The following is a 25,193-nucleotide window of genomic DNA, read 5'->3' as shown; positions in this document are numbered from 1 at the left end:
GCCGCAGGCTGCGATCTTTGGGCCGTTTTGAGAACGCTGCTGATCAAGATCAAAAGATCGCAGCCTGCGGCAGCTCCTGCTGGGGGAGCAATTTCAGGTAATAAAAAAGGCGACAGGGGATAGCCCTGTCGCCTTTTTCGGATCGGTCGAAATGCTTACTGCACTTCTACCGCCAGGCTTTCACTGATCTTTTGTTGCCAGATGGCAGGACCGGTGATGTGTACGGACTCGCCTTTGCTGTCGACCGCTACGGTGACTGGCATGTCCTTGACGTCGAACTCGTAGATCGCTTCCATGCCCAGTTCGGCGAAAGCGACAACGCGGGATTTCTTGATGGCTTGCGCCACCAGGTAAGCCGCGCCGCCAACAGCCATCAGGTAAACAGCTTTGTGGTCCTTGATCGCTTCGATAGCGGTCGGGCCGCGCTCGGATTTGCCGATCATGCCCAGCAGGCCGGTTTGCTCGAGGATCTGACGGGTGAACTTGTCCATCCGCGTGGCGGTGGTAGGACCTGCCGGGCCAACGACTTCTTCGCGCACCGGATCAACCGGGCCGACGTAGTAGATGAAGCGGCCCTTGAGGTCCACCGGCAGGGTTTCGCCCTTGTTCAGCATCTCGACCATGCGCTTGTGCGCAGCGTCGCGACCGGTGAGCATCTTGCCGTTGAGCAGGACGGTTTCGCCCGGCTTCCAGCTCTGCACTTCTTCCGGGGTCAGGGTGTCGAGGTTGACGCGACGAGCCGACGGACCCGCTTCCCAGACGATTTCCGGGTAGGCGTCCAACGGTGGCGCCTCCTGGGCAACCGGGCCGGAACCATCGAGCACAAAGTGCGTGTGACGGGTGGCGGCGCAGTTCGGGATCATGCACACCGGCAGGGAAGCTGCGTGGGTCGGGTAGTCCATGATCTTCACGTCGAGCACGGTGGTCAGACCGCCGAGGCCCTGGGCGCCGATGCCCAGCTGGTTGACCTTCTCGAACAGCTCCAGGCGCATTTCTTCGATGCGATTCTGTGGGCCGCGAGCCTTGAGCTCGTGAATGTCGATGGACTCCATCAACACTTCCTTGGCCATCACCGCGGCTTTCTCGGCGGTGCCGCCGATGCCGATGCCGAGCATGCCCGGTGGGCACCAGCCGGCGCCCATGGTCGGAACGGTCTTCAGAACCCAGTCGACGATCGAGTCGGACGGGTTGAGCATGGCCATTTTCGACTTGTTTTCGGAACCGCCGCCCTTGGCCGCCACGTCCACTTCCACGGTGTTACCCGGAACGATGGAGTAGTGGATAACGGCCGGGGTGTTGTCCTTGGTGTTCTTGCGAGCACCCGCCGGGTCGGCGAGGATCGAAGCACGCAGGACGTTTTCCGGCAGGTTGTAGGCGCGACGAACGCCTTCGTTGATCATGTCGTCCAGGCTCATGGTGGCGCCATCCCAACGCACGTCCATGCCCACGCGGACAAACACGGTCACGATGCCGGTGTCCTGGCAGATCGGACGATGGCCGGTGGCGCACATGCGCGAGTTGATCAGGATCTGTGCCATCGAGTCGCGGGCCGCTGGCGATTCTTCGCGCAGGTAGGCTTCGTGCATCGCCTGGATGAAATCCACGGGGTGGTAGTAGGAAATGAACTGCAGGGCGTCGGCAACGCTCTGAATCAGGTCGTCTTGCTTGATCACGGTCATGAGTCGCGCTCCTCTAAAAGACGGGAACATTCAATAAGGTGCTTGCAGCTTGGGTGTATCGGTCGGTTGCAAGCACCTTTCAAGGCACGCCGGCATGCTGGCGCGACGCTAAAAAGGCGCGGCAGTATAGCGCGCCTCGCTCAAGGGCACACGCGCCGGTGGTCAAACGTTGGTCTTATAGGGTGCGATCAGCGGCTACAGAAAATTGAATGGTCATTTATCGGCCACGCCACTAAAGTGACACACGGTCTGTAGAGTAGGACGCTCTGTCAGTCTCCTTTCATTTGGTGAGTCAACGATTGACCCATAACGCCATCCAGCGCCTGTTGCTTAAACGATTCGCCCTCGCGGCCGGCACTTATGCCTTGGCATTGCTGTTGCTTTGGCTGGCGTTTTTCACCGGGCACTATCAGGACACGCTGACGGGCGTGGCCATCGGCAGTGCATTGGTCGTGATCAGCCAGGCAACGCTGTTCGCACTGTTTTATAGCGGCTGTAACCTGCGCTTCGCCGACCCCAGCCTGACCGAAGCCCAAGTGTTGCTGGGGCTGGGTTGGCAAACCTGGCTGATCGCGCACTTGGGCGACGCCCGTGGGGCGTTTCTGGTCTTCTATGTATTGATCCTGCTGTTCGGCCTGTTTCATTTGTCCCGTCGTGCATTTCTACGATGTTCGTTGCTGGTGTTCTTTAGTTTCAGCTCGATCACGTTGTGGGAGGGTTACCACTTCCAGCTACCCGATCCGGCGTTGGCCGCGCTGCAGGTGTGCGTGTTGTTGATTGTGCTGGTCTGGCTGGTGCTTTATGCCGGTTACGTCCAGGCCTCGCGCCAACGCATGCGTCAACGGCGTTTTGCATTGCAGGCGCATCAGGACACGCTGCGCGGGATGATGCGCCAGCTCGAAGACCTGGTAGCGACCGACGAACTTACGGGGCTGTTCAATCGTCGGCATTTCCTGCGCCTGGCCTCCCGAGAGCTGAAAGCCATGGATGCGGGCGTCGTACATGGCCTGGCGCTGATCGACCTCGATCACTTCAAGCGCATCAACGATCTACACGGCCATGCGGCAGGCGATCAGGTGCTGCAAGCCTTTGCCGGCGTGGCCAATGCGTGCTTGCGCGACGGCGACGTTCTGGCCCGTTACGGCGGTGAAGAATTCGTGGTGCTGCTGCCCGATTGCGATGCCGACAGTTTGACCTCGTGCTGCGAGCGGTTGCGCATTGCGTTCACGGATGTCGAATTGGTCGGCTTGAAGGTTGGCAGTCTCAGCCTTAGCGCCGGCATGACCCTACTGGAGTTGGGGGATGACCTCGACGACGCCTTGCAGCGGGCCGATCAGGCGCTCTATCGCGCCAAGCGTGATGGCCGTAACCGCTGCGCGGCCGCGTGGGAAAACGCCGATGCCTGAATTACGCGTTGGCGATCGCCAGTGGTCGGTGGCCGCGGGCAGCAATCTGCTCGATGCCCTGAATCAGAACGGCGTGGCGGTGCCCTATAGCTGTCGTGCCGGCAGTTGCCATGCCTGCCTGGTTCAGTGTGTGCAAGGGCTGCCCAGTGACAGGCGTCCCGATGCCTTGGGCGCACAACAACGCCAGCAAGGCTGGCGTCTGGCGTGTCAGTGTCAGGTGGTCGAGGACTTGCAGGTACACACCTTCGATCCGCAACAGGACGGTCGCCCGGCTGAGGTTGCGGCTGTCGACTGGCTGAGTGCCAATGTGTTGCGCTTGCGTTTGACTCCCCAGCGGCCTTTGCGCTACAGCGCCGGCCAGCATCTGGTGTTGTGGAGCGGTAATGTGGCGCGGCCGTATTCCCTCGCCAGCCTGCCGGAGGAAGACCGCTTTCTCGAGTTTCACCTTGATTGCCGATTGCCCGGCGAATTCAGCGACGCGGCCCGTCAGTTGAACATCGGTGATCAGATTCGCCTCGGTGAGTTACGCGGCGGGGCCTTGCATTACGATCCGGACTGGCATGCCCGACCGCTGTGGCTGATGGCTGCCGGCACCGGGCTGGCTCCGTTGTTCGGGGTGTTGCGTGAAGCATTGCGTCAGGATCACCAGGGGGAGATCCGCGTCATTCACCTGGCCCATGATGCCAGTGAGCATTATCTGGCCAAGCCCCTGCAAGCCATGGCGGCCAGTCGCGAAAACCTGAATATCGAACTGTGGACCCCGGCTGAGCTGCCCGCCGCTTTGGCGCAACTGCGGCTGGTTTCCCGGCAAACCCTGGCCTTGCTCTGCGGAGCCCCCGACAGCGTCGACACCTTTGCCCGACGCCTGTACCTGGCGGGGTTGCCGCGTAATCAACTGCTGGCCGATGTCTTCCTGACCCGGGGTTGAGCGCAAATTCTGTGACCAACCATGATTCCTGTAGGAGCGATGATTGCCCGCGAAGAGGCCATCACCTTCAAATAAGATGTCGAATGTGCCGCCGCCATCGCTGGCAAGCCAGCTCCCACAGTTACCGCGTCGGCCCCAAAAATTGAGTACGATTCAAAATCTTGTGGGAGCTAGCTGCTGCCACTCTGTTTTTCGATTGATCTCAAATTCTGCGACCGAGCCACGCCCCCTGTGGGAGCGGGCAAGCCCTAATGCCGGTCAGTTAAGGCATTTGTAGGAGCGAGCTTGCTCGCGAAAAACTTCAGGACGCCGCGTTCATTCAGAATTTTCGCGTTATCGTTAATGTTTTTCGCGAGCAATCGAGCGTCGACCGGCTGCTCCTACAGTTGACCTTCATCGCTTAACTGACTGGCATTAGGGCTTGCCCGCGAAGAGGCCCTCTAAGGCAATACAAAATCCAGAAACCAAAAAGCCCCGACACTCACATGCCGGGGCTTTTGCTTTTCAGCGGGTCAATCAGACCTGCGGGTCGCCAACGTGCAGGATCTTCATGCCGTTGGTGCCGCCGGTGGTGTGGTAGCTGTCGCCCTTGGTCAGGATGACCCAGTCGCCTTTTTCCACAACGCCGCGTTTGACCAGCTCGTCGATCGCCTTCTGGCTGACTTCGTTCGGCGCCAGGGACGCCGGGTCGAACGGGATGGTGTACACGCCACGGAACATCGCCGCGCGGGCCTGGGCTTCGCGGTGTGGAGTGAAGGCGTAGATCGGCACCGACGAACGGATACGCGACATGATCAGCGGGGTGTAGCCGCTTTCGGTCAACGCGATGATCGCTTTCACGCCCGGGAAGTGGTTGGCCGTGTACATGGTGGCCAGGGCGATGCTCTCGTCACAGCGCTCGAACGTCTTGCCGATGCGGTGGCTGGAGGTCTTGCCGGTCGGGTGCTTTTCAGCGCCGACACAGATGCGCGCCATCGCTTGCACGGCTTCGAGCGGGTACTGACCTGCAGCACTTTCCGCCGACAGCATCACGGCGTCGGTGTAGTCGAGCACGGCGTTGGCCACGTCGGACACTTCGGCACGGGTCGGCATCGGGTTCTGGATCATCGACTCCATCATCTGGGTCGCGACGATCACGGCCTTGTTGTGACGGCGTGCGTGCAGAATGATTTTCTTTTGGATGCCCACCAGCTCGGCGTCGCCGATTTCCACACCCAGGTCACCACGGGCAACCATTACAGCGTCAGAGGCGTTGATCAGCCCGTCGAGGGTTTCGTCGTCGGCCACGGCTTCGGCGCGTTCGATCTTCGCCACCAGCCAGGCGGTACCGCCGGCTTCGTCGCGCAGTCGACGGGCGTATTCCATGTCGGCGGCATCACGTGGGAAGGACACGGCGAGGTAGTCGACCTGCATTTCGGCGGCGAGCTTGATGTCGGCCTTGTCTTTCTCGGTCAGGGCCGGAGCGGTCAGGCCACCGCCACGACGGTTGATGCCTTTGTGGTCCGACAGTGGGCCGCCGATGGTCACGGTGCAGTTCAGTTCGGTAGCGGTGGCGGTGTCGACGCGCATCACGACGCGACCGTCATCGAGCAGCAGCTCGTCGCCCACGCCACAATCCTTGACCAGGTCCGGGTAGTCGATGCCGACCACTTGCTGGTTGCCTTCGGTCAGCGGATGGCTGGTGGAGAAGGTGAACTGGTCACCGATCTTCAGCTCGATGCGCTTGTTGGCGAATTTGGCGATACGGATTTTCGGGCCTTGCAGGTCGCCCAGCAGGGCGACGAAGCGACCGTGCTTGGCGGCCAGGTCACGCACCAGCTGCGCGCGAGCCTTGTGCTCGTCGGGGGTGCCGTGGGAGAAGTTCAGACGGGCGACGTCCAGGCCAGCCAGAATCAGCTGTTCGAGAACTTCCGGCGAGTTACTGGCCGGGCCAAGGGTGGCAACGATTTTGGTACGACGGACGGACATGCAAAGACTCCTGAGTTCAAGCGCTGAGTGAGGCTACTATGGTCCGGGGGTGTAGTCATTGTTCGGTTGCACTACTTTTTTGTGAAGAACTTGTTTAATGCCCAATGCCAGTGATCACTGTAGGAGCGAGCTTGCTCGCGATGGAGGTCAACGATGACGCGTGCTTTCTGGATACACACGGTGCTCTGAAGCCCATCGCGAGCAAGCTCGCTCCTACAGTAGGGGGCGTGCCCTCATTATTGAACTCCGCAACTTTACGCCAGACAGCCTGAAGATTTCCGCCAAAGGGTCGATACAGCGTTCAAGACAGGAGATCCCCATGCGATTCGTACTCATTGCTGCCCTTGCCGTCGGCGTCCTCAGTGCCACGGGCTGTACCCGTTGGGCAATGAATCATCACTTGAACAATGCTTACAGCGCCTATGACCGGGGCAATTGCGAGCAAGTAACGCTCGAACTGTCCAAGGTTGAACGCGACAGTCGCGCGCGGTCTTATGTGTGGCCGGAAGTGTCGATGATGCGCGGCCTGTGCCTGGAACGGCAGAAGATGTTTATCGACGCGGCCCAGACGTATCAGTTCATCATCGCATCGTATCCGCAAAGCGAGTACGCCTACCGCGCCCGTGCCCGTCTGGAAACCTTGCAGAGCCTGGGCCATTATCCGCTGCGCAGTGCCGCTGCGGTTCGCCCGACGCAATTCTGATTATGATTGTCATTCAATAGCTGGCCGACAGACCACGGTGAGCTATAGTGCATTAGACCGGTTTAGAGTGTTTTCTCTAAACCGAGGTAACACCTGTGATCGGCAGGAGTAAGTGGCAGCGGTTCATGGACTGTCGCACCAGGATCGGGGAGAGCGGGCTGCTTTGCCTATTGCGTAATAAAAGGCATGCCTGTTCCGAAGCATTAGTGCGGCCCAGCTTAAGGGCCTTGCGTAGCGAATTCAGCATGTTTACCCACCGCCGGATCGAGCGGCATCAACTGCCGTATTTTCTGAAAGTATTCAACCGCGTCACTGACAAGCCCATCGGCTTTCTGGGTAACGTCTCCGAAGACGGGCTGATGCTCATCAGTCAGTTACCGATGATGATCGGCGCCGACTTCGACTTGCGCCTCAAGATCCCCGTTGGCGATGGACGCCAACAGGTCATCGACCTGCGGGGGTGTTGCCTGTGGTGCCACGAAGACGCAAACCCACTCCACTATGACGCCGGTTTCAGCCTGCATCGCGCGCCGCCGGAGTATGGGCAGTTGGTGGAGGCACTGAAGCAGTATTTCAGTTTCCTGCCGTTGTCGGCTTCGGCCTGATTGATACCACTGGTCGGACTAAAGCTTTCCGGCACGCTTCCACCCCAGGTACTGCGTCACCAGCGCAGGCCCCAACTCTGCCGGACGTGCATCCAGCACCGACACTCCATGGGCGGTCAGCCGCTCATGGTGCTCGGCTCGTGCACTGAGGTAATCGACGGTGCCGCAGTAGGCCAGTGCTTGCGGCAAAGTCTGCACCGGTGCGTGGCGCAAACTGTCGAGTACATCTTCCCTGAGGCTGGCGACGATCACCTGATGCGCCTTACCAAGGCGATTGACGGCGCTCAGAAACTCTTCGTCGTCCTCATCACGCAGGTTGGTCACCAGCACCACCAGTGCCCGGCGTTTTTGTCGTGCCAATAGTTGCGTAGCCGCCGCTTGATAGTCGGCGCTGCGTTGGCTGCTGCTCAAGTCATAGACCGTGTTGAGCAGGGTATTGAGTTGATGCAGGCCTTTGACCGGAGCCAGGTAGCGTGGTGATTCGCTGGCAAAGGTGCTGAGTCCGACGGCATCGCCCTGGCGTAGGGCGACGTAACTGAGCAATAAACAGGCGTTGAGGGCGTGATCGAAATGCGCCAGCTCATCATCCTGGCTGCGCATGTGGCGTCCACAGTCGAGCATGAAAATGATCTGTTGATCGCGTTCGTCCTGATACTCCCGGGCAATGGGCGTGCGCTGGCGGGCGGTGGCTTTCCAGTCGATCTGGCGCAGGCTGTCGCCTTCACGGAATTCGCGCAACTGATGAAACTCCAGGCCCAGGCCCCGCCGTTGTTTCTGGCGTACGCCGAGCTGGCTGAGCCAGTTGTCCACCGCCAGCAACTGCCCTTCATAGAGGCGGGCGAAGTCGGGGTATACGCGAGTGGCGTCGGGAAGGTCGAGCAGGCGTCTGTCAGACCAGAGTCCCATGGGGCTTGGCAGGTTGATTTCGCAGTGTTCGAAACTGAAGTGGCCGCGTTTGAGCGGGCGCAGGCGATAGCTGGCCAAGCTGTGCTGGCCCGGTTGCAGTTGGACCGTCAGTGGCAGGTTTTCGAAACTCAGGCCTGATGGCACGTGGTCGAACAGCTTAACGTTCAACGGCTGTGAAAAGTCGTGTACGAGCGTCAGCTGCACTTCGCTCCATCGGCCCAGCGCCAGGCTGCCGGGCAACTGGCGTTTCAGTCGAGGCGAAGGAAGGCGCTTGACGCGCACGGCATCAAGCAATGCCAAGGTCAGCAGTGCCAGGAGCAATCCCCAGTTGATCGCCATGAGGTTCGCTGGAACCGCAAACCCCAACGCCCGAAAAGTGCCCTCCACAATGCCGCAGGCCAGCAAAACAAGTAGCCAGGCGAGCATCAGGCGTGAAGGTTTCACAGGCGCGGCGCCGGCACTTGGTCGAGCAATTGCAGGAGGACCTGATCGACATCCAGGCCTTCGATATCCAACTGCGGCGCGATGCGCACACGATGGCGCAACACTGCAAGCGCGCAGCCTTTGATGTCATCCGGAACAACGAACTCACCACCGCGCAGCAAGGCTCGGGCGCGGGCGCAACGCACCAGTGCAATGGATGCGCGCGGGCCGGCTCCGAGGATCAAACCGGGCCAGCTACGGGTGGCGCGGGCCAGGCGCACGGCATAATCGAGCACCTGATCGTCCAGCGGCAGGTCACTGGCAATGCGTTGCAGGGCCAGCACATCCTTGGCCTGCAACAGCGTACGCATCGGTTGTACATCAAGCATGTCGGCGCGGGTCGAGCGGCTGACCTGGCGCACCATGTTCAGCTCTTGCTCGGCATCGGGGTAATCCATGCGTACCTTGAGCATGAAGCGATCCAGCTCGGCTTCGGGTAACGGATAAGTGCCTTCCTGTTCGATGGGGTTTTGCGTGGCGAGCACCATGAACGGTTGCGCGATCGGCAGTGCGCGGCCTTCAAGGGTGACCTGCCGTTCCTGCATGGCCTCGAGCAGCGCCGCCTGGGTTTTCGCTGGAGCGCGGTTGATCTCGTCGGCCAGCAACAGGTTGGTGAAAAGCGGCCCTTTGCGCAGTTTGAATTGCTCGGTTTGCAAGTCGTACACCGCGTGGCCGGTAACGTCGCTGGGCATCAGGTCCGGCGTGAACTGAATGCGCGCAAACTCCCCACCGAAGCAGCGCGCCAGCGCCCGCACCAGCAAAGTCTTGCCCAACCCTGGCACGCCTTCGAGCAGTACGTGGCCCCCGGCAATCAGCGCCGTGAGCACATCGTCAATGACGCTGTTCTGGCCGATCACGGCTTTTTGCAGTTCGGTGCATAAAGCCTGAGCCAGTTGGCTGGCACGTTGTCGTTGCTGGACGGCGTGATCGGGGACATCGGGCTCGATCGGTTCACTCATAAAGCGTTCCTCAAGGTTTGCAGATGGGCGACCTGACGGCTGAACTCCGCACTGGAAAGTCGCTGCTTGGGCCGCGGCCCCATGGCCTGGCTGATCGCGCGTGTGGATTGGCCGGTCAGACGTGAGAGCACCAGCCATTGTTCGGCAACGCCGAGTTGGTCATAGCCAGGATGGCGACGACGGATGCGGCGCAGAATGTCTTGCTGCAGCGCTTGCAGCAGGCTGTGCTGACCGTTGCGACGCAACATGAAGTCGGCACTGGCGCGCAGGTGTTCCAGCAGTTGTCGCCGCGCTTTCGGCGCCGGTTCCTGCAGTGGCCCATGGCGCATTCCGACATGCCAGAGACCCAGGCCGATCAGGGCAATCAAGGCGACCAGCGCCTGGGAAAAGTAACGCAGCAATAACGTCCACAAATTGTCGTGATCTGTATTGAACAACAGGGTCACATCGGTATCCGCGGTCAAATACCAGAGCAGCCAGGCGTTGTCGTATTGATCGATGGCCGGGGTTTTCCACAGGTCGGCGTCGGTTACCACAATGATCGAACCGAGCCCATGGTTGAGCTGCATCATGTGCGTGGCCTTGCCGCTGTTGGCCCAGACCTGGGCGCGGTTCTTCGGGTCTTCGAGATGGAAGGCGGTGTCGAAGCTGGCATATGCCGGGGTGTCTTCGTTTTCCAGATACAGCTTGGTCAATTTGGGAAAGGGGTCGCTGGCGACATCGGCTGGCGGGTCCTTGAGGTCTTTGCTCAAGGATTGGTGCAGTTGTACCCGGTCCAGCAGCAGGTCGTTGCTTTGTCCGGTCTTTTCATCCCATAACGATTGGGCGACGAACAACAGGCGCCCACCGGCCCGGGTCCAGTTCATCACTTGATCGATTTGCCGTGGGGTCATGTTGTAGCGGTCGCCGAGCAACAACAGGCTGTGCTGATGGGGCTCCAGGCTTGGCAGGACATCGAGGCTGTTGGCATGGCTGACAGTCAGGCCCTGCTTGCGCAGGAAGTGTTCGGCGGCCAGGTAGGGATTGGCCTGCGCCTCAGGCGAGGGGCCGTGATCGATTTCTGCCGGATAGGGTGTGGCTTTGATGTACAGATACACACTGAGTGCGACCAGCAGTACGGCGATGAGTACACCGGGTATCAGCAGCCAGCCACGTCGGTTCAATGCACCGCTCCAGGGCCGAACAACGCACGCCAGCCGTCACACAGTTCCTGTTGCAGTTGCGCAGGGGGCAGGCGATGCCCGTAGGCCATGTTCTGCCAATGCCCGGTCAGGTTTTTGCTGAAGGCCAGCAAGGCCGGTTGGTGCAGTTGCTCGATGCGCTCCAGCACCTGGCCTTCGGTGTCGGCGGCTTTCAGCGCTATGTTGAAGTCGTGCAGCAAGTGGCTGAGCAGCGCGCGATAGAGCAAGCCCAGGGCCTCTCGAGGATTGCTCTGCCAGAGGCTTTCGGCACTGGCTGCGACATCGGTGGGTAGAGTGTCGCGGTCCAGGTCCAGGCCGAATGCCTGTTGCGCGGGTGGCCGCGGAGTTTTCTTCCGTTGTTTGGGACGACGGCTCACATAGGCTTTTAACCAGTCTCGGTAATGCCAGATCAACAAGCCGATGGCTGTGATCACGATCGTCCAGAGCAAGGTTTCGATCAGCGTGGCCACCGTGCTGAACTGCTGACTGTCAAACAGCTGGAAAAGCGCCCTCAGCCACTGAGGTGTGTCGTCGTCTTGCGAAGTGTCGGTGGCTGCCTTGTCCTCGCCAAATCGATAACGGGTCACGGTTTCCTTGTTCTTGAACGGCGGCTGATCGAGGAGCGTCTTGATGCTGTCCCGGGATGCCTGACTGGTCAGTGGTTGTTGCAGCAGGCGTGGGCTGTCGGGGGTGAGGACGGGTTCAACGGCCCAGGCATCTTGTCCTGTCGGTATCAACACAATCGCTGACAGCAACAGTGCAACGACTGCGCCGTTCAAGCGTTGGCGCATGCGGCGGAACACCAGTTCGATATCCCAGGCTTCAAGTACGGTGCGTCGATTCAGGTACAGGCTGAAACCGCAAGCCACATAAATCGGTTCCCATACCACCAGTACCAGTGCGTAAAAGGCATTGGTCAGATGTTCCAGCCAGCGCCAGTCCTGAGTGGCAGCCGTGATCAACGCCTGCCAACTCCAATCGATGGCGACCTGTTGCGGCAATAGCAGGTAAAACAGCACCATCAAACCTATCCACAGCGCGCTTTCCAGATGCACACCAATGATCGTCAGCCATCGCGACGCACTGGCATCGCGCTGCAGCAGTACCTGAATACGCTGTTGGCGCGCTTCACCACCAAGGCCTTCGAGCTGCACCACGGGTAACAGGAAGCTGCGGCTCAAGCTGAAACGCCGCCAGGTCAGGCTGACCAGCAGTTGCGGCTTGAGCAGCCGCGGCCAATGCGCAAGCGCCTGTTTCAATGTGGGTGTTTCGCCAAACATGGCCTTGGACAGGATGTACAGCGGCAGGCGGTCGAACGCCGGTTTCAGCCACCAGAAAATGAATACCGCGAGGGAGGGTGATTCCCAGAATAACCAGCTCAGCAGCGCAAAAACCGGCAGGGTCAGGATGGCCCAACTGGTCATCAGCAGGTAACGGTGGCGCTGACTCAACAGCACCCCCATGTCCATGGCCTCCCAGGTCGGGCGGGGGCGGATTACTACGCTGGCATCACTCAGGCGCATGGCGCGACCGTCCGGCAAACAGCAGATAAACCGCGACCAGCAACCAAAGCATTGCGCCCACCAGGTATTTGGTCATGGGCGTCGGCGTCGTCATCGACGACCAATAAGCTTCGATAAAGGCTGCAATCAGCAGGAACAACATGACCCCGTAAATCAGCAGCACGCTCTTGCGTGCCGCCAGGCGCAAAGCTTCCGATCGAGGCAGGCGTCCCGGTGCTATCAATGCCCAGCCCAGTTGCAGGCCGGCGGCTCCAGCCAGAGCTATGGCGGTCAACTCGAAGGCGCCATGGCCGATCACGAATGACCAGAAAGTCTGCCCGTAGCCGATTTGCGTCAGGTGCCCGGCCACTGCACCGATCGTCAAACCATTGAAGAACAGGAAAAACGCGCTGCCCAGGCCAAACAGCAAACCGCTGGCGAAGGTCTGAAAGGCGATCCCGATGTTGTGCATGATGTAGTAGCCAAACATCACCCAGTCTTCACTGGCCGCCCGTTCCGCCGAGCGCCCCAGATGACCGGCGTCGGGGTCGTACATGCTCTGCATTTCACTGACCTGTTCGGCTGGCATCAGGTTGTAGATCAGATCCGGGTACAGATACACCAGCAGCGCGATGCCGATCAGGCTGCCGAAGAACATCAGGCAGGCGGCAAGGACAAAGCGCCACTGTTCGCGCACCAGCCGTGGAAAGTCCGCAAGGATGAAAGCCAGTACATTGACGCCCAGCCGGCTGCGATGGCGATACAGTTGTTGATGCCCGCGCAGGACCTGTTGCTGCAATGAGTCGATGAGAAAACTGCTGTAACCGCGTTCTTGAGCCAGCGCCAGATGTTGGCAGATTCGCCGATAATCCCCGGGGAAACTCTCGGCTCCCTTGGCGTTCCTGTCCCGCTCCAGCCGCTCCAGCAGCAGGGCGAACTGTTCCCATTCGGCCATGTGTCGATGTTCGAAAAGATTCTGCTTCATGTCGGACCCAATAGCCCGCGGGCGATACCGTTGAGTTCGGCCACGGCTTGCGGCGCTGGTACTTGCAACGGTTGCGCGAGGATCGATGCAAGCTCGTTGGCCCTGGCAGCGGAGAGTTCAGCCTGACGCTCGGCGAATCCGAGGATGGCGCGTTGTTCGGTCAAGGTTAGGGTGAAGGGCGGGCGACGCGGCTGTGCGGGAGGGAGTTGCGGTCGGCTCAGTGGCTGTTCGCGGTAGATCACCAGCGTGCCGGCGGCGATGTCGCCCAGGCGTTTGAAACTGGGATGTTGCAGGCAACTGATCGCACCGAGGAAGTATCCGAAAGGCAGCAGGTCGACGAAACGCAGCAGGTTGCGCAGCAGTGACGCGGACCAGCCAATGGGCGTGCCGTCGTCGTGCACCACCCTCAGGCCCATCAGTTGCTTGCCCGGCGAGCGACCCTGGCGGAGCACTTCGAACAGCACCATGTACCACCAGCTCACTGCAAAGATCAGCAGTGAACCCAACCCCGCACCGAGCTTTCCGAGCATGGCCAGCACAATGAACAGCATGCCGAGGATCAAACCGCGCAGCGCCAGGTCGATGGCGAACGCCAGCGCACGGACCATCAACCCGGCCGGTCGCAGAGGCAAGTCGATGCCTTCGGGCGTTTCGACTTGATACCGCGTATCCAGAGGCGGTGACAGCGTCGCTTTCCTTTGCAGTGCTGTGTTCTCGAGCATGGGCAACCTGATGATGTGGCCTGGTCGGGATTGTCTCTTCACCCGATGCTAGCAGCCCCACCGGGGAAAACGACATAACAATGTTTTGCCGGAAAAGTAACCAGAGGTGTTGGGATGACAAGATTGCTGGCCCCAGCAGGACGTGAGCGCCTAGACTTCGTCGATCTTCAGCTCAGGAAACGCCTGTGACCTCCATCTTCTGGTACGACTATGAAACGACGGGCATCAACCCCCGTTGCGATCGCCCCCTGCAAATGGCGGGGCTGCGTACTGACTTCGATCTCAATGAAATAGACGAGCCGGTCAACCTCTATTGCCAGCCCAGCGACGATATCCTGCCGCACCCGGCGGCCTGCGCGATCACCGGCATTACCCCTGGCAAGCTGGCCGAACAGGGTTTGAGCGAAGCCGATTTCATGACTCGGGTGCATGCTCAACTGGCAATGCCTGGCACGTGCGGTGCGGGATACAACACCTTGCGTTTCGACGACGAGATGACCCGCTACAGCCTGTACCGCAACTTTTTCGACCCTTACGCTCGGGAGTGGCAGGGCGGCAACAGCCGTTGGGATCTGATCGATGTGGTGCGTGCTGCCTATGCCTTGCGTCCTGACGGTATCGTTTGGCCTACGGATGATGAAGGGCGGGTGACGCTCAAGCTCGAACGCCTGACCGCCGCCAACGGCCTCGATCATGGCAATGCCCACGAAGCGCTATCGGATGTTCGTGCCACGATTGCCCTGGCGCGTTTGATTCGGGAAAAACAGCCGAAGTTGTATGACTGGCTGTTCAAGTTGCGCAGCAAGCAAAAGGTGATGGACCAGATTCGACTGTTGCAGCCGATGGTGCATATTTCCGGACGTTTTTCCGCGACGCGCAGCTATGTGGGGGTGGTGTTGCCTCTGGCCTGGCACCCGCGTAACAAGAACGCCCTGATTGTCTGCGACCTGCACCTGGACCCTCAGGGCTTGCTTGATCTGGACGCCGAAACCTTGCGTCAGCGCTTGTACACCCGTCGCGATGATCTGGCCGAAGGTGAACTGCCGGTACCGCTCAAGCTTGTTCATATCAATAAGTGCCCGGTGGTGGCGCCTTTGTCGGTACTTCGCCCCGAAGACCAGCAACGGCTTGGGCTGGATATGGCGCTGTATCAGCAGCGTGCCCTGCGGCTAAGTGACACGCAGAAAGTCTGGCGGGATAAAGTTGCGGCCATTTATACCCGTGAAGATTTTTCTGTCAGCCAGGACCCCGAACAACAGTTATACGACGGTTTTATCGGTGACCGCGATCGGCGTCTTTGCGAACAAGTCCGCACGGTCGATCCAGCGCAATTAGCACAAGAGCAATGGCCTTTCGATGATGAACGTTTGCCCGAATTATTGTTTCGATATCGCGCACGTAACTTTCCTGAAACCTTGAGTTTCGAAGAGCAACAACGCTGGCGATTATTCTGTCAGAAACGTTTGTCAGATCCTGAAACCGGGGCGCCGAATACCCTGGAAAGTTTTGCAGAGGCCGCAGCCCAATGGAATGTTACTGCGACGCCATATCAGCAACAGGTTCTCAATGAATGGCAGGAGTATGTCCAGGTATTACGCAAACGATTCGATCTTTGAAAACGAAAATGTCTGACAATAATTTCCGGGCATAAAAAAACGCCAGCGATTTGCTGGCGTTTTTTTTCGCAGAGTTGTCTGCGACAAGCGTTGCGGCTTAGCCCAGCAGGGTAGCCCAGCCTTCAACCACGTCACCGCCCCACTTGGCTTTCCACTCTTTCAGAGTCTTGTGGTTGCCACCTTTGGTTTCGATGACTTCGCCGTTGTGCGGGTTTTTGTATTGTTTAACTTTGCGAGCACGCTTGGTGCCGGTAGTTTTCACTGCGCCGCCGCGTGGTGCCTTGGTTTTGGATTCTGGATCCAGCAAAGCAATGATGTCACGCAGGGACTTGGAGTATTCGCCCATCAGAGTGCGCAGTTTGCCTTCGAATTCCAGCTCGGTTTGCAGTTTGTCGTCTTGGGACAGGTTCTTCAAACGGGCTTGCAGCTCTTTGATAGCTTCTTCGGTGGCGCGGTATTCGTTGATCAGGGACATGGTTACTACCTTATGTGATGCTTTGAATGGCAGGGGACAGTGCGGCAATAATAGTCAGGGTGTTTCATCAAGTAAACATTCAACCGGGTTTATTTAGTTAAATCACGATGAAATTCTGTACACCTTGCAGATGCAGTTAAATAGTTTGAACCTGTGCTACAGATGTTTACAAACGCGTGCTTGTAGATGGCTAACTACACGCTTGATACACGGCCTCATACGTGAGCAAGAACCTTGTCGGCCACCCTCGGGCGGCGCTGCACGTCATCAATACTGCAGTTTTTCTGCGCAATCGCTAGAATGGCCACCTTTGCGAAGTTCTGGAGTTTCCCCCTCATGCGCACTTTTCGGCTGGTGATTTCTTGCCCGGACCGCGTCGGCATCGTTGCCAAAGTCAGTAACTTTCTGGCGTCCCATAACGGCTGGATCACTGAAGCAAGCCATCACTCGGATAACCAGAGCGGCTGGTTCTTCATGCGTCACGAAATTCGTGCCGATTCGCTGCCCTTCGGTATCGAAGCCCTGCGCGAAGCGTTTGCGCCGATTGCCGAAGAGTTCTCGATGGACTGGCGCATCACCGATACCGAGCAGAAAAAACGCGTGGTGCTGATGGCCAGCCGCGAATCTCACTGTCTGGCCGACTTGCTGCATCGTTGGCACAGTGATGAACTGGACTGTGAAATCGCCTGTGTGATTTCCAACCATGACGACCTGCGCAGCATGGTCGAATGGCACGGTATTCCTTACTACCACGTGCCGGTCAATCCGCAGGACAAGGAGCCGGCGTTCGCCGAAGTCTCGCGCTTGGTCAAGCAGCACGATGCCGAAGTCGTGGTGCTGGCGCGGTACATGCAGATCCTGCCGCCTGAGTTGTGCAGAGAATATGCGCACAAGGTCATCAACATTCACCACAGCTTCCTGCCCTCGTTCGTCGGCGCCAAGCCGTACCACCAGGCATCCATGCGTGGGGTGAAGTTGATCGGTGCTACCTGCCACTATGTGACCGAAGAGCTGGACGCTGGCCCGATCATTGAGCAAGACGTTGTGCGTGTCAGCCACAGCGACAGTATCGAAGACATGGTGCGCTTCGGCCGTGACGTCGAGAAAATGGTGCTGGCCCGCGGTCTGCGTTATCACCTGGAAGACCGGGTGCTGGTGCACGGCAACAAGACTGTGGTGTTCTGATCTCAGCACGACAGGGTTGAAAATCGAAGGGCCTGGGCGTTCAATCGCTTCAGGCCCTTCGCCGTTTCTGCATCGAGGACATGACCATGGCCGATCCACTGGACAAAGCGACTTCCAAAGCTCCTGCCACATTGGGTGAGGGTTGTTTGAGCCGTTACGATCCCGATGACATGAGCCCGGAAGATGGCACCGAATTTCCGGGAGCCGCCGAGTTGTGGGAGCAGTTGCAGCAAGATCCCGACGATTCACCTAAGCCTGCTTGAACTTCATCAGCTTCTTCAGCAATGGGCGTCCGAGCATCAATAAGAACACCGGCCCCCCGACCAGCAAATAGAAGTAGTAGGTCACCGCCCGCCAAATCAGAATCGCGGCCGCTGCCGTGGACTTTCCCACCATGGGCGCCAACAGCGCCGCCGAAGTCAGTTCTGCCGCCCCGGCTCCTCCGGGTAACAGACTGAACTGCCCCGCACTCAGTGAAAGCATCTGGATCAGAAAGCACCAGGCCCATTGCAAGTCTGCTCCAAGCCCGCGTAACGCCAGGTACAGCACGCTGTAGCGCAAGATCCAATGCAGGCAAGTGAGGCCAAATACGGTGATCAATGTCTGGAGGGGCAGCTTCAACGTGTCAGTGAACGCTGCCAGAAAGTGCAGGAGTTTTCGCGCCCAGCGCATACGGGTAGTGGGCTGGACGTTGAGACGCGCCAACATCCGGCCGCCCAGACGAATCAGCATGCGGTGGTAGCGCGCCACCAGCACGCAACTGATCAAGCCACCGAACATCGACACCGCACTGACGATCAACAGCCATTCCATACGCTGGCTGAGGTGCTGGAACAGCGCATAAATCAGAATCCCGCTGAGTGCGCAGAGGAAAAACAACAAGTCACTCAATTGGTCCATGGCGAACACGGCACTGCCTCTGGCCGGACGCACGCCGCTGCGTGCCAGCAGGGCCATGATGGTCAGCGGTCCGCCGCTGCCCCCGGGCGTTGCGCAGTAGGCAAATTCGGCGGCCATCACCACGCCGAGGCTTTTGATCGGGCTGACCTTGTGGCGCTGATCGCCGAGCAGCATACGCAGGCGTAGCGTGTTCACTAGCCAGCACAGCAGGATCATGCCGAACATGACCAGTAACTCATTGAGCGGAAACTTGCTTAACCGCGACCAGGTTTCACTCCCGCCCAATAGCCAGGGAATCAGCACTGCGGCGAGCAGGCCGATCAACAGCAATATGGCGCGGCTCACGCGGCGCGTTCCACGTGTTGTTTTTGCAGGGCCAGCCAGTTCGCCTTGGTCATGGGGACTCGTCCATCAGCAAGCAGGCGCTTGAGTGTTTGTAGCCAATAGGTCCGCGAAAACTCATGTCGCATGTCTACCGGATGCAGACCAAGCCGAATGACCGGCGCTTGTCGCCAGCGTTGTTCGCGCTGATCACAGACAAGCTTCGACAATCCGCGACGCCAGGCACTGCGCGCACTCCATACCAGCCCAGGGGCATCCACTGCCGTGAACTCTGGCAGGCGATAGAGATGTTGTGGATCGCTGGTGTAGCTCAATGGCAGTTGGCGCAAGGCCTGGCGCGTGCCTTCACTCATCAGCCAGGCCGGCGCGACAAAGCCGTGCAGCGACCAGTTGTAGCGCTGGAACAGGTCAATGCCAGCGCGCAGCCGGGCAAGGGCCGCCTCTGGGGACAGGCCATAAAACTCACCTTCGTGGGTATAGATCCGACGCATGAACCATTCCCGGGGATTGCTCGCCATAGGTCCGTCATCACAATGAAAATAGCCGTGCAACGCCAGTTCATCGCCAAGCTCAAGACGTTCGGTCAGCATGTGGCGAAAGTCTGGATGGGCTTGCAGATCGTTGTGCTTGTGGAAATCAGGCACCACCAGCCAGGTCATCGGCACGTTGCCAAGGGCGTCGACGGCCTCGACAAAGGGCCGGTAATCGGCCCAGGTTTGCGGTGCGACATCGTGCAGCACCAATAACAGGCTGGGCGCGTTCATGGGCTCAACCATTGGCCGCTCGCGGCCATTGATTGCCCAGCACGGCGTGATAGTGACCGAGCAAACTGTTGACCACGGTGTCCCAGGCGTAATGTCGTTCAACATGACGCCGCGCCTGCAGGCCAAGGGTGGCGCTGCCTTGGGTGAACAGTTCGCGAACCGCGCTGGCCATCGCCAGCGGGTCATTCGGCGCACACAACAGGCCACATTGATCGGTGACGATTTCCTCTAAGGCGCCGGCCGCCACCGCGATCACCGGAATGCCACTGGCCATGGCTTCGAGTATTACCAGGCCAAAGGTTTCCTGGTCGCCGGCATGCAGCAATGCGTCGGCACTGGCCATCAGGCGTGCGACTTGTGCGGCGGGGCAGAACTCATCGATGACCGTGACATTGGCCGGTACCGCCGTCGGCATGGACGAGCCGACCAACAACAAGTGATACCGCCGCCCAGGCGCTTCATGCAGTGGAGCAGGACCGGCAGGTTTTTTTCCTTGGAACCGCGCCCGGCAAAGATCAGCAGGTGAGTGTTTTCGTCCAGGCCCAGTTCGGCTCGCAAGCCTGGGTCGCACGCATCGGGATGGAAGGTTTGCAAATCGACCCCCAGCGGCTGGACGAAAACATTCTTCACCCCCAGACCGATCAGTTTGTCCGCCATGACCCGACTCGGCGCCAGCACCCGGTCAAAGTTGCCGTAGAGCTTGCTGACATAAGCTTCAACGTTGGTGGTCACCCAGTTGCCCATCCGGTTACTGACCAGCAGTGGTAGATCCGAGTGATAGAAACCAATCACCGGCACATCCAGTTGCCGGCGTGCATCGAGCGCTGCCCAGGCAGTGAGGTAAGGGTCGCCGACCTCGATCAGATCGGGTTGCAGGTCGTGCAGGACATTTCGCCAGGGGGCGAGGCGGAGTGGGAAACGGTAACCCTTGCCGAAGGGCAGGGCGGGGGCTGGTACGGTGTAGATGCCATCGTGTTCACTGGACATAGCCCCAGGGATCAACAAACTGTGGCGAGTGCCCGGCCTGGTACACAGGCGATGGTGTTTGGCATCCAGATAAGTGCGCACGCCACCGCTGGCAGGGGCGTAGAACATGGTTATGTCAGCGATATGCACGATGAACATCCCTCCGGTCCGTTGTTCTCCTTGGTTGACCTTAATGAAGAATAGATGTTCGGTTGGGGTTACGCGGGTGGGGTATCAGCGAAGTGGGATCGTTCCCGCGCTCTGCGTGGGAATGCCTCAGCGGACGCTCAGCGTTCGGCTCTTGATTGGGACGCAGAGCGTCCCGGGCTGCATTCCCACGCAGAGCGTGGGAACGATCAGGCGAAGGGGGGCGGGGTAGAAGTTAGATACGGAAACTGCCTACCAACTGCTTCAACCGCGCAGCCTGCTGTTCAAGATCCGAGCATGCCCGCAATGTCGATTGCAGGTTTTCCACACCTTCCTGGTTAAGCGTGTTGATCTCGGTGATGTCGACGTTGATCGACTCAACCACTGCCGTCTGCTCTTCGGTAGCGGTCGCCACTGACTGGTTCATGCCGTCGATTTCGCCGATGCGCAGGGTCACGCTGTTCAGGCGTTCACCGGCCAGGTTGGCGATGTCTACGCTTTCCTGGCTGTGGCGCTGGCTATCGCTCATGGTGCTGACGGATTCACGGGCACCCACTTGCAGCTCTTCGATCATGGTCTGCACCTGTTGCGCCGACTCCTGGGTGCGGTGCGCCAGATTGCGCACTTCATCGGCCACCACGGCAAACCCGCGTCCGGCTTCACCGGCCCGTGCTGCTTCAATCGCTGCGTTGAGCGCCAGCAGGTTGGTTTGCTGGGAAATGCTGGTGATCACTTCGAGAATCTGCCCGATGTTCACGGTTTTGCTGTTCAGCGATTCGATGTTGGTGCTCGACGTGCTGAGCATGGTCGACAGTTTATTCATGGCGACAATGCTGCGATCCACCACTTGCTGACCGTCTTCGGCCAGGCTGCGGGCGTCGCTGGCCTGATTTGACGCCTGTGCGGCGTTGCGGGCGATTTCCTGGGCCGCGGCGCCGAGCTGGTTTATCGCGGCGGCGACGCTGTTGGTGCGCGAGGCTTGCTGGTCGGAGTTGAACATCGACGAGTTTGAAGCGGCTACTACCCGCAAGGCGACTTCATTGACCTGGCCGGTGGCCGAGGACACTTCGCGGATCGAGCCGTGGATGCGCTCGACGAAGCGGTTGAACGCGATGCCAAGGCTGCCGAATTCGTCGTTGTTCTGAATGGTCAGTCGCTTGGTCAGGTCGCCTTCGCCGTCGGCGATATCGGCCATGGCGCGGGTCATCACGTTCAGCGGCTGGATCAGAATACGAATCAGCATGCCCAGCAAGGCGATGATGATTGCCACGGCAGTGATGGTGGCAATGACTGCCGAGGTGCGGAATTCGTTGAGTTTGGCGAAGGCTTTGTCCTTGTCCACCGAAAGGCCGACGTACCAGTTGACCGATGAAAGCCCCTTGATCGGGGTGAAGGTCACGATGCGGGTTTTACTGTCGACCTGGACTTCACTCAATTGGCTGCTAATGGCGGGTGTGTCCTGAGGGTACACATCCTTGAGGGCCTTCATTGTCAGCGCTTTGTCCGGGTGCACCAGAATCTTGCCGTCCGAGCTGACAAGGAAGGCATAACCCATCCCGTCGAAGTCCAGCGCTTTAAGGCTGTCGGCAATTACTTGCAAGCTCAGGTCACCACCGACGACTCCGATGTTTTGACCGTCCTTGATGACGCTGTCGACAATGGAGATCACCAATTGACCGGAGGCCAGGTCGATGTAGGGTTCGGTCAGCGCCGAACCGCTGGCGCTTTGTGCGCTCTTGTACCAAGGGCGGGCGCGAGGGTCATAACCATCGGGCATTTTGCTGTCCGGGCGGATGATGAACGAACCATCCTTGTTACCCAGGTAGGCACCCATGAAGGTCGATGTCACGGCCTTCTGTATCAGCAGTTTGTCGACGTTATCGGCGTCAGGGTTCAGTGCAACGGTTTGAGACAGGTTCTCGACCAGCAAGGCGCGACCGGAGAGCCATGTCTGGATATTACCGGCAGTGACCCTGCCCATTTCCTGAAGATAGTTTTCCAGGTCTTTGCGAATGCCGTTGCGCTGCAAATAGTCGTTGTACAGGGTGAACGAGGCAAAGGCGGCAATGACGATGAGGGCGGCGGCAAGCAGGATCTTATGGCTGAAGCGTAGATTTTTGTTCATGGCTTGGGTGTTCCGCTAAGGTCTTAATGTCCAGCGCGTGCTTTTATAAAGGAACGCAGAATGGGCAATGTTGAAAGCAAGTGATATTTCCTTCGCTCCTTAAGGGAAATGTCTGACAGATTCTGTCTGTCTGCCTTGTCGATATTTCTATCGGCCGTGTAGGGCCAAAGATTAACCATGGGTGACCAAATGCCTGATTCATTGCAACTTGTTATCGGCGCTGATCTCGCGGGGCAGCCGATCGCTCAGGCCATGCGTCTGGCGAACCGTCACGGGTTGATCGCGGGTGCTACCGGGACCGGCAAGACCGTCACGTTGCAGCGACTGGCCGAAGCGTTCAGCGACGCCGGCGTGGCGGTGTTCGCTGCCGATATCAAGGGAGACTTGTGCGGTCTGGGTGCCGCTGGCAATCCCCAGGGCAAGATCGCCGAGCGGATCGCCGGGATGCCCTGGTTGAACCACAAACCTCAGGCTTATCCGGTGACCTTGTGGGACATTCACGGTCAATCCGGTCATCCACTGCGCACAACCTTGAGTGAAATGGGACCGTTACTGTTGGGCAGTCTGCTGGAGCTGACCGACAGCCAGCAGTCGGCGCTGTACGCCGCGTTCAAGGTGGCGGACCGTGAAGGCTTGTTACTGCTGGACCTGAAAGACCTCAAGGCGTTGCTCAATCACCTCAAGGAGCATCCGGAGCTGCTCGGTGACGACGCGGCACTGATGACCACCGGTTCCAGCCAGGCCCTGCTGCGGCGCCTGGCCACTCTGGAACAGCAGGGCGCCGAGGCGCTGTTTGGCGAACCGGCGTTGCAACTCGAAGACATTCTGCAGCCAACGATTGATGGCCGTGGACGCATTCATCTATTGGATGCCAGTCGGCTGGTGCATGAAGCGCCGAAAGTCTACGCGACGTTCCTTTTATGGCTGCTGGCCGAACTGTTTGAACAATTGCCGGAACGAGGTGATTCGGACAAACCGCTGCTGGCGTTGTTTTTTGACGAAGCGCATCTGTTATTCGCCGGTACGCCCAAGGCGTTGCAGGATCGCCTCGAGCAAGTGGTGCGGCTGATCCGCTCGAAAGGCGTGGGTGTGTATTTCGTCACCCAGTCACCGGGTGACTTGCCGGATGATGTACTGGCGCAGCTTGGTTTGCGCATCCAGCACGGTTTGCGCGCTTTTACCGCCAAGGAGCAAAAGTCCCTGCGGGCAGTGGCTGACGGTTTTCGACCGAACCCGGCGTTCGATGCCCTGTCGGTATTGACCGAGCTTGGCATCGGCGAGGCACTGGTCGGTACCTTGCAGGACAAGGGCACGCCGGAGATGGTCCAGCGCGTCCTGGTGGCGCCACCGCAGTCGCGGATCGGGCCGCTGAGCGAGACAGAGCGCACGCTGCTGATTGCCGGTTCGCCATGCAAGGGGCGGTATGACAAGCCGATCGATCGCGAGTCGGCCTATGAAGTGTTGATGGGGCGCAAGGGCCTGGCGCCGGAACCCGAGGCGGCACCGGGCAAGTCGGCAGCCGAAGAGCCGAGCTTCACCGAACAGGCTGGGGAGTTCCTTGGCACGGCGGCGGGACAGGCCCTGAAATCGGCGATGCGACAGGCGGCCAATAAGCTTGGCCGCGAGTTGGTGCGTGGATTGATGGGCTCATTGTTAGGTGGCAATAAACGTCGCTGAACACCCCCACCTCTGTAGGAGCGAGGCTTGCCCGCGAAGCTTTTAGCGCCCTCAAGGGCCTCTTCGCGGGCAAGCCTCGCTCCCACAGGTGGGGTGGTGTTCTCAGGGTTTGGGTCTGGCATGCGCCGCCAACCGCTCCAGCGCCGCCCGCAGGTTCGGGTCACTGATACCATCGGCCGTTGCCTGAATGGTCGCCGCCGCATCATTGGACAAATCCATGGTATGCCCGGCGGCACCTTGCTGGACGGTAGGCGGCTGCACCTTGAACAGAATGCGCGTGAGGCTGGCGAACTCGTCGAACATCTGCAATTGTCGTTGCAGGCGTTTTTGTTGGTAACGAAGGCGAGTTGCCCAATGTCCGTCAGTGACAATCAACAACAAACTGCCTTCGCGCCACGAGGCTACATGGCAATGCTCGCGCGCAGCAGGTTGCAACTGGCTTTCCAGCAGGCGTTGCAAATGACCCAGGCGTTGAGCGTGGCCGAGAATGGCTTTGAGTGGCTTGGCTTCGCGAAGCAGAATGGCGGGTGCTCTGGCCGTAAGAGGGCGAAATGCCATGATCAGACACCTGAAGTACCAGAGCCACCCTGGTACCAGAAAGCACCGGATGCACTCGCCCATTGCTTTTGTTGGCGCTTTGCCCATTAAATCAACAACTAACTTCTTCCCTGAATGGGTTGAAGTTGAGCAAAACGCCCTTATTTTAAGTGAGCCCCGTCAAAGCGCAGTGCCAGCATCGTGGAATATCGCCACTTTCCTCACCACCGTTTCCGGGTAGAATGCTCGTTCGCATGCGGCCATGAGGGCTGCACGGGCGACTCACGGGGCCGCCCTCCATCCCTTTAGTGTGGAAGATCCTGCCGATATGTTTGCGCCTTTGTTAAAGAAACTTTTTGGAAGCAAGAACGAGCGTGAAGTCAAACGCATGCTCAAGACGGTGCAACTCGTCAATGCCTTCGAAGAGCAAAT

The 25,193-nt window shown here is 59.2% G+C and carries 23 protein-coding genes and 2 pseudogenes; 10 read left to right on the top strand and 15 right to left on the bottom strand.

The window, feature by feature from the left end; translation table 11 throughout:
- Positions 1-155: 155 nt before the first annotated feature.
- Complete coding sequence (locus ACRESJ_RS34200) at positions 156-1,679, bottom strand: fumarate hydratase (RefSeq protein ID WP_150703003.1); 1,524 nt, start codon at positions 1,677-1,679, stop codon at positions 156-158.
- A 299-nt stretch (positions 1,680-1,978) separates the two neighbouring features.
- On the opposite strand from ACRESJ_RS34200, the gene ACRESJ_RS34195 reads away from it, so the two are divergent.
- Positions 1,979-3,085 carry a diguanylate cyclase domain-containing protein gene (locus ACRESJ_RS34195; protein ID WP_431761830.1) on the top strand — a complete coding sequence of 369 codons (1,107 nt, stop codon included), beginning with the start codon at positions 1,979-1,981 and terminating at the stop codon, positions 3,083-3,085.
- On the top strand, positions 3,078-4,013 hold the full coding sequence (locus ACRESJ_RS34190) for an iron-sulfur-binding ferredoxin reductase (protein ID WP_431761829.1): 936 nt from the start codon (positions 3,078-3,080) through the stop codon (positions 4,011-4,013). Before ACRESJ_RS34195 ends, ACRESJ_RS34190 begins: the two co-directional genes overlap by 8 nt.
- Positions 4,014-4,529: 516 nt before the next feature.
- Here the strand turns inward: ACRESJ_RS34190 and pyk are convergent.
- Entirely contained in the window at positions 4,530-5,981 is a 1,452-nt protein-coding gene (gene pyk, locus ACRESJ_RS34185; RefSeq protein WP_431761828.1) for a pyruvate kinase, read from the bottom strand.
- Between the two features lie 319 nt (positions 5,982-6,300).
- Between pyk and ACRESJ_RS34180 the strand changes: the two genes are divergently transcribed.
- The gene (locus tag ACRESJ_RS34180; protein WP_431761827.1) at positions 6,301-6,684 is read left to right on the top strand and encodes a tetratricopeptide repeat protein; all 384 of its coding nucleotides are present in this window, start codon (positions 6,301-6,303) and stop codon (positions 6,682-6,684) included.
- A gap of 245 nt (positions 6,685-6,929) precedes the next feature.
- Positions 6,930-7,289: a PilZ domain-containing protein gene (locus ACRESJ_RS34175; RefSeq protein WP_431761826.1), complete on the top strand. Its 360-nt coding sequence runs from the start codon at positions 6,930-6,932 to the stop codon at positions 7,287-7,289.
- Between the two features lie 18 nt (positions 7,290-7,307).
- On the opposite strand, the gene ACRESJ_RS34170 is transcribed toward ACRESJ_RS34175, so the two are convergent.
- From ACRESJ_RS34170 to ACRESJ_RS34145, 6 genes are read right to left on the bottom strand one after another with little or no spacing between them, the layout of a single operon-like run.
- Positions 7,308-8,639, bottom strand: coding sequence for a DUF58 domain-containing protein (locus ACRESJ_RS34170; RefSeq protein ID WP_431761825.1), 1,332 nt, complete (start codon positions 8,637-8,639; stop codon positions 7,308-7,310).
- Positions 8,636-9,637, bottom strand: coding sequence for an AAA family ATPase (locus tag ACRESJ_RS34165; protein ID WP_431761824.1), 1,002 nt, complete (start codon positions 9,635-9,637; stop codon positions 8,636-8,638). The genes ACRESJ_RS34170 and ACRESJ_RS34165 overlap by 4 nt, the downstream gene beginning before the upstream one ends.
- Positions 9,634-10,800 carry a DUF4350 domain-containing protein gene (locus ACRESJ_RS34160; RefSeq protein WP_431761823.1) on the bottom strand — a complete coding sequence of 389 codons (1,167 nt, stop codon included), beginning with the start codon at positions 10,798-10,800 and terminating at the stop codon, positions 9,634-9,636. The genes ACRESJ_RS34165 and ACRESJ_RS34160 overlap by 4 nt, the downstream gene beginning before the upstream one ends.
- Entirely contained in the window at positions 10,797-12,341 is a 1,545-nt protein-coding gene (locus ACRESJ_RS34155; protein ID WP_431761822.1) for a DUF4129 domain-containing protein, read from the bottom strand. Before ACRESJ_RS34155 ends, ACRESJ_RS34160 begins: the two co-directional genes overlap by 4 nt.
- Positions 12,328-13,305 carry a stage II sporulation protein M gene (locus ACRESJ_RS34150; RefSeq protein ID WP_431761821.1) on the bottom strand — a complete coding sequence of 326 codons (978 nt, stop codon included), beginning with the start codon at positions 13,303-13,305 and terminating at the stop codon, positions 12,328-12,330. The genes ACRESJ_RS34155 and ACRESJ_RS34150 overlap by 14 nt, the downstream gene beginning before the upstream one ends.
- Positions 13,302-14,027 carry an RDD family protein gene (locus ACRESJ_RS34145; RefSeq protein ID WP_431761820.1) on the bottom strand — a complete coding sequence of 242 codons (726 nt, stop codon included), beginning with the start codon at positions 14,025-14,027 and terminating at the stop codon, positions 13,302-13,304. The genes ACRESJ_RS34150 and ACRESJ_RS34145 overlap by 4 nt, the downstream gene beginning before the upstream one ends.
- 185 nt (positions 14,028-14,212) lie before the next feature.
- On the opposite strand from ACRESJ_RS34145, the gene sbcB reads away from it, so the two are divergent.
- Entirely contained in the window at positions 14,213-15,643 is a 1,431-nt protein-coding gene (sbcB, locus tag ACRESJ_RS34140; protein ID WP_431761819.1) for an exodeoxyribonuclease I, read from the top strand.
- Between the two features lie 97 nt (positions 15,644-15,740).
- Here sbcB and mvaT read toward each other — a convergent pair whose 3' ends face one another.
- Positions 15,741-16,118: a histone-like nucleoid-structuring protein MvaT gene (gene mvaT, locus ACRESJ_RS34135; RefSeq protein ID WP_007933316.1), complete on the bottom strand. Its 378-nt coding sequence runs from the start codon at positions 16,116-16,118 to the stop codon at positions 15,741-15,743.
- A 336-nt stretch (positions 16,119-16,454) separates the two neighbouring features.
- Here mvaT and purU point away from each other — a divergent pair, with 336 nt between their 5' ends.
- The gene (gene purU, locus ACRESJ_RS34130) at positions 16,455-17,303 is read left to right on the top strand and encodes a formyltetrahydrofolate deformylase (RefSeq protein ID WP_431761818.1); all 849 of its coding nucleotides are present in this window, start codon (positions 16,455-16,457) and stop codon (positions 17,301-17,303) included.
- An 86-nt stretch (positions 17,304-17,389) separates the two neighbouring features.
- A complete protein-coding gene (locus tag ACRESJ_RS34125) occupies positions 17,390-17,566 on the top strand; it encodes a hypothetical protein (protein WP_431761817.1) in 177 nt (58 codons plus the stop codon).
- On the opposite strand, the gene ACRESJ_RS34120 is transcribed toward ACRESJ_RS34125, so the two are convergent.
- From ACRESJ_RS34120 to ACRESJ_RS34100, 5 genes and pseudogenes are all read right to left on the bottom strand, one after another.
- Positions 17,553-18,548: a lysylphosphatidylglycerol synthase transmembrane domain-containing protein gene (locus tag ACRESJ_RS34120; protein WP_431761816.1), complete on the bottom strand. Its 996-nt coding sequence runs from the start codon at positions 18,546-18,548 to the stop codon at positions 17,553-17,555. The two genes, ACRESJ_RS34125 and ACRESJ_RS34120, sit on opposite strands and share 14 nt — an antisense overlap.
- Positions 18,545-19,321: a DUF2334 domain-containing protein gene (locus ACRESJ_RS34115; RefSeq protein WP_431761815.1), complete on the bottom strand. Its 777-nt coding sequence runs from the start codon at positions 19,319-19,321 to the stop codon at positions 18,545-18,547. Before ACRESJ_RS34115 ends, ACRESJ_RS34120 begins: the two co-directional genes overlap by 4 nt.
- Positions 19,314-20,434: pseudogene (locus ACRESJ_RS34110) on the bottom strand (glycosyltransferase family 4 protein). The gene ACRESJ_RS34115 and the pseudogene ACRESJ_RS34110 overlap by 8 nt, the downstream one beginning before the upstream one ends.
- Positions 20,435-20,657: 223 nt before the next feature.
- Positions 20,658-21,422 carry a methyl-accepting chemotaxis protein gene (locus ACRESJ_RS34105; protein ID WP_431761832.1) on the bottom strand — a complete coding sequence of 255 codons (765 nt, stop codon included), beginning with the start codon at positions 21,420-21,422 and terminating at the stop codon, positions 20,658-20,660.
- Between the two features lie 93 nt (positions 21,423-21,515).
- Positions 21,516-22,547 (bottom strand): annotated as a pseudogene (locus ACRESJ_RS34100) (HAMP domain-containing protein); the annotation flags it as partial.
- Between the two features lie 189 nt (positions 22,548-22,736).
- Between ACRESJ_RS34100 and ACRESJ_RS34095 the strand changes: the two are divergent.
- A complete protein-coding gene (locus ACRESJ_RS34095) occupies positions 22,737-24,224 on the top strand; it encodes a helicase HerA-like domain-containing protein (protein WP_431761814.1) in 1,488 nt (495 codons plus the stop codon).
- 102 nt (positions 24,225-24,326) lie between these two features.
- On the opposite strand, the gene ACRESJ_RS34090 is transcribed toward ACRESJ_RS34095, so the two are convergent.
- Positions 24,327-24,782 carry a DUF721 domain-containing protein gene (locus ACRESJ_RS34090; protein ID WP_431761813.1) on the bottom strand — a complete coding sequence of 152 codons (456 nt, stop codon included), beginning with the start codon at positions 24,780-24,782 and terminating at the stop codon, positions 24,327-24,329.
- Between ACRESJ_RS34090 and ACRESJ_RS34085 the strand changes: the two genes are divergently transcribed.
- Together ACRESJ_RS34085 and ACRESJ_RS34080 are read left to right on the top strand one after the other, a co-directional pair.
- Positions 24,781-25,002, top strand: a complete 222-nt coding sequence (locus ACRESJ_RS34085) for a hypothetical protein (protein WP_431761812.1) — start codon at positions 24,781-24,783, stop codon at positions 25,000-25,002. The genes ACRESJ_RS34090 and ACRESJ_RS34085 overlap by 2 nt on opposite strands.
- 87 nt (positions 25,003-25,089) lie before the next feature.
- Positions 25,090-25,193, top strand: a 104-nt coding sequence (locus ACRESJ_RS34080; protein ID WP_431761831.1) for a hypothetical protein, incomplete at its 3' end; no start/stop codon positions are given.

It is taken from the genome of Pseudomonas sp. (assembly GCF_050739655.1).
Taxonomy (GTDB): Bacteria; Pseudomonadota; Gammaproteobacteria; order Pseudomonadales; family Pseudomonadaceae; genus Aquipseudomonas.
This window is presented reverse-complemented; position numbering and strand designations above follow the sequence as displayed.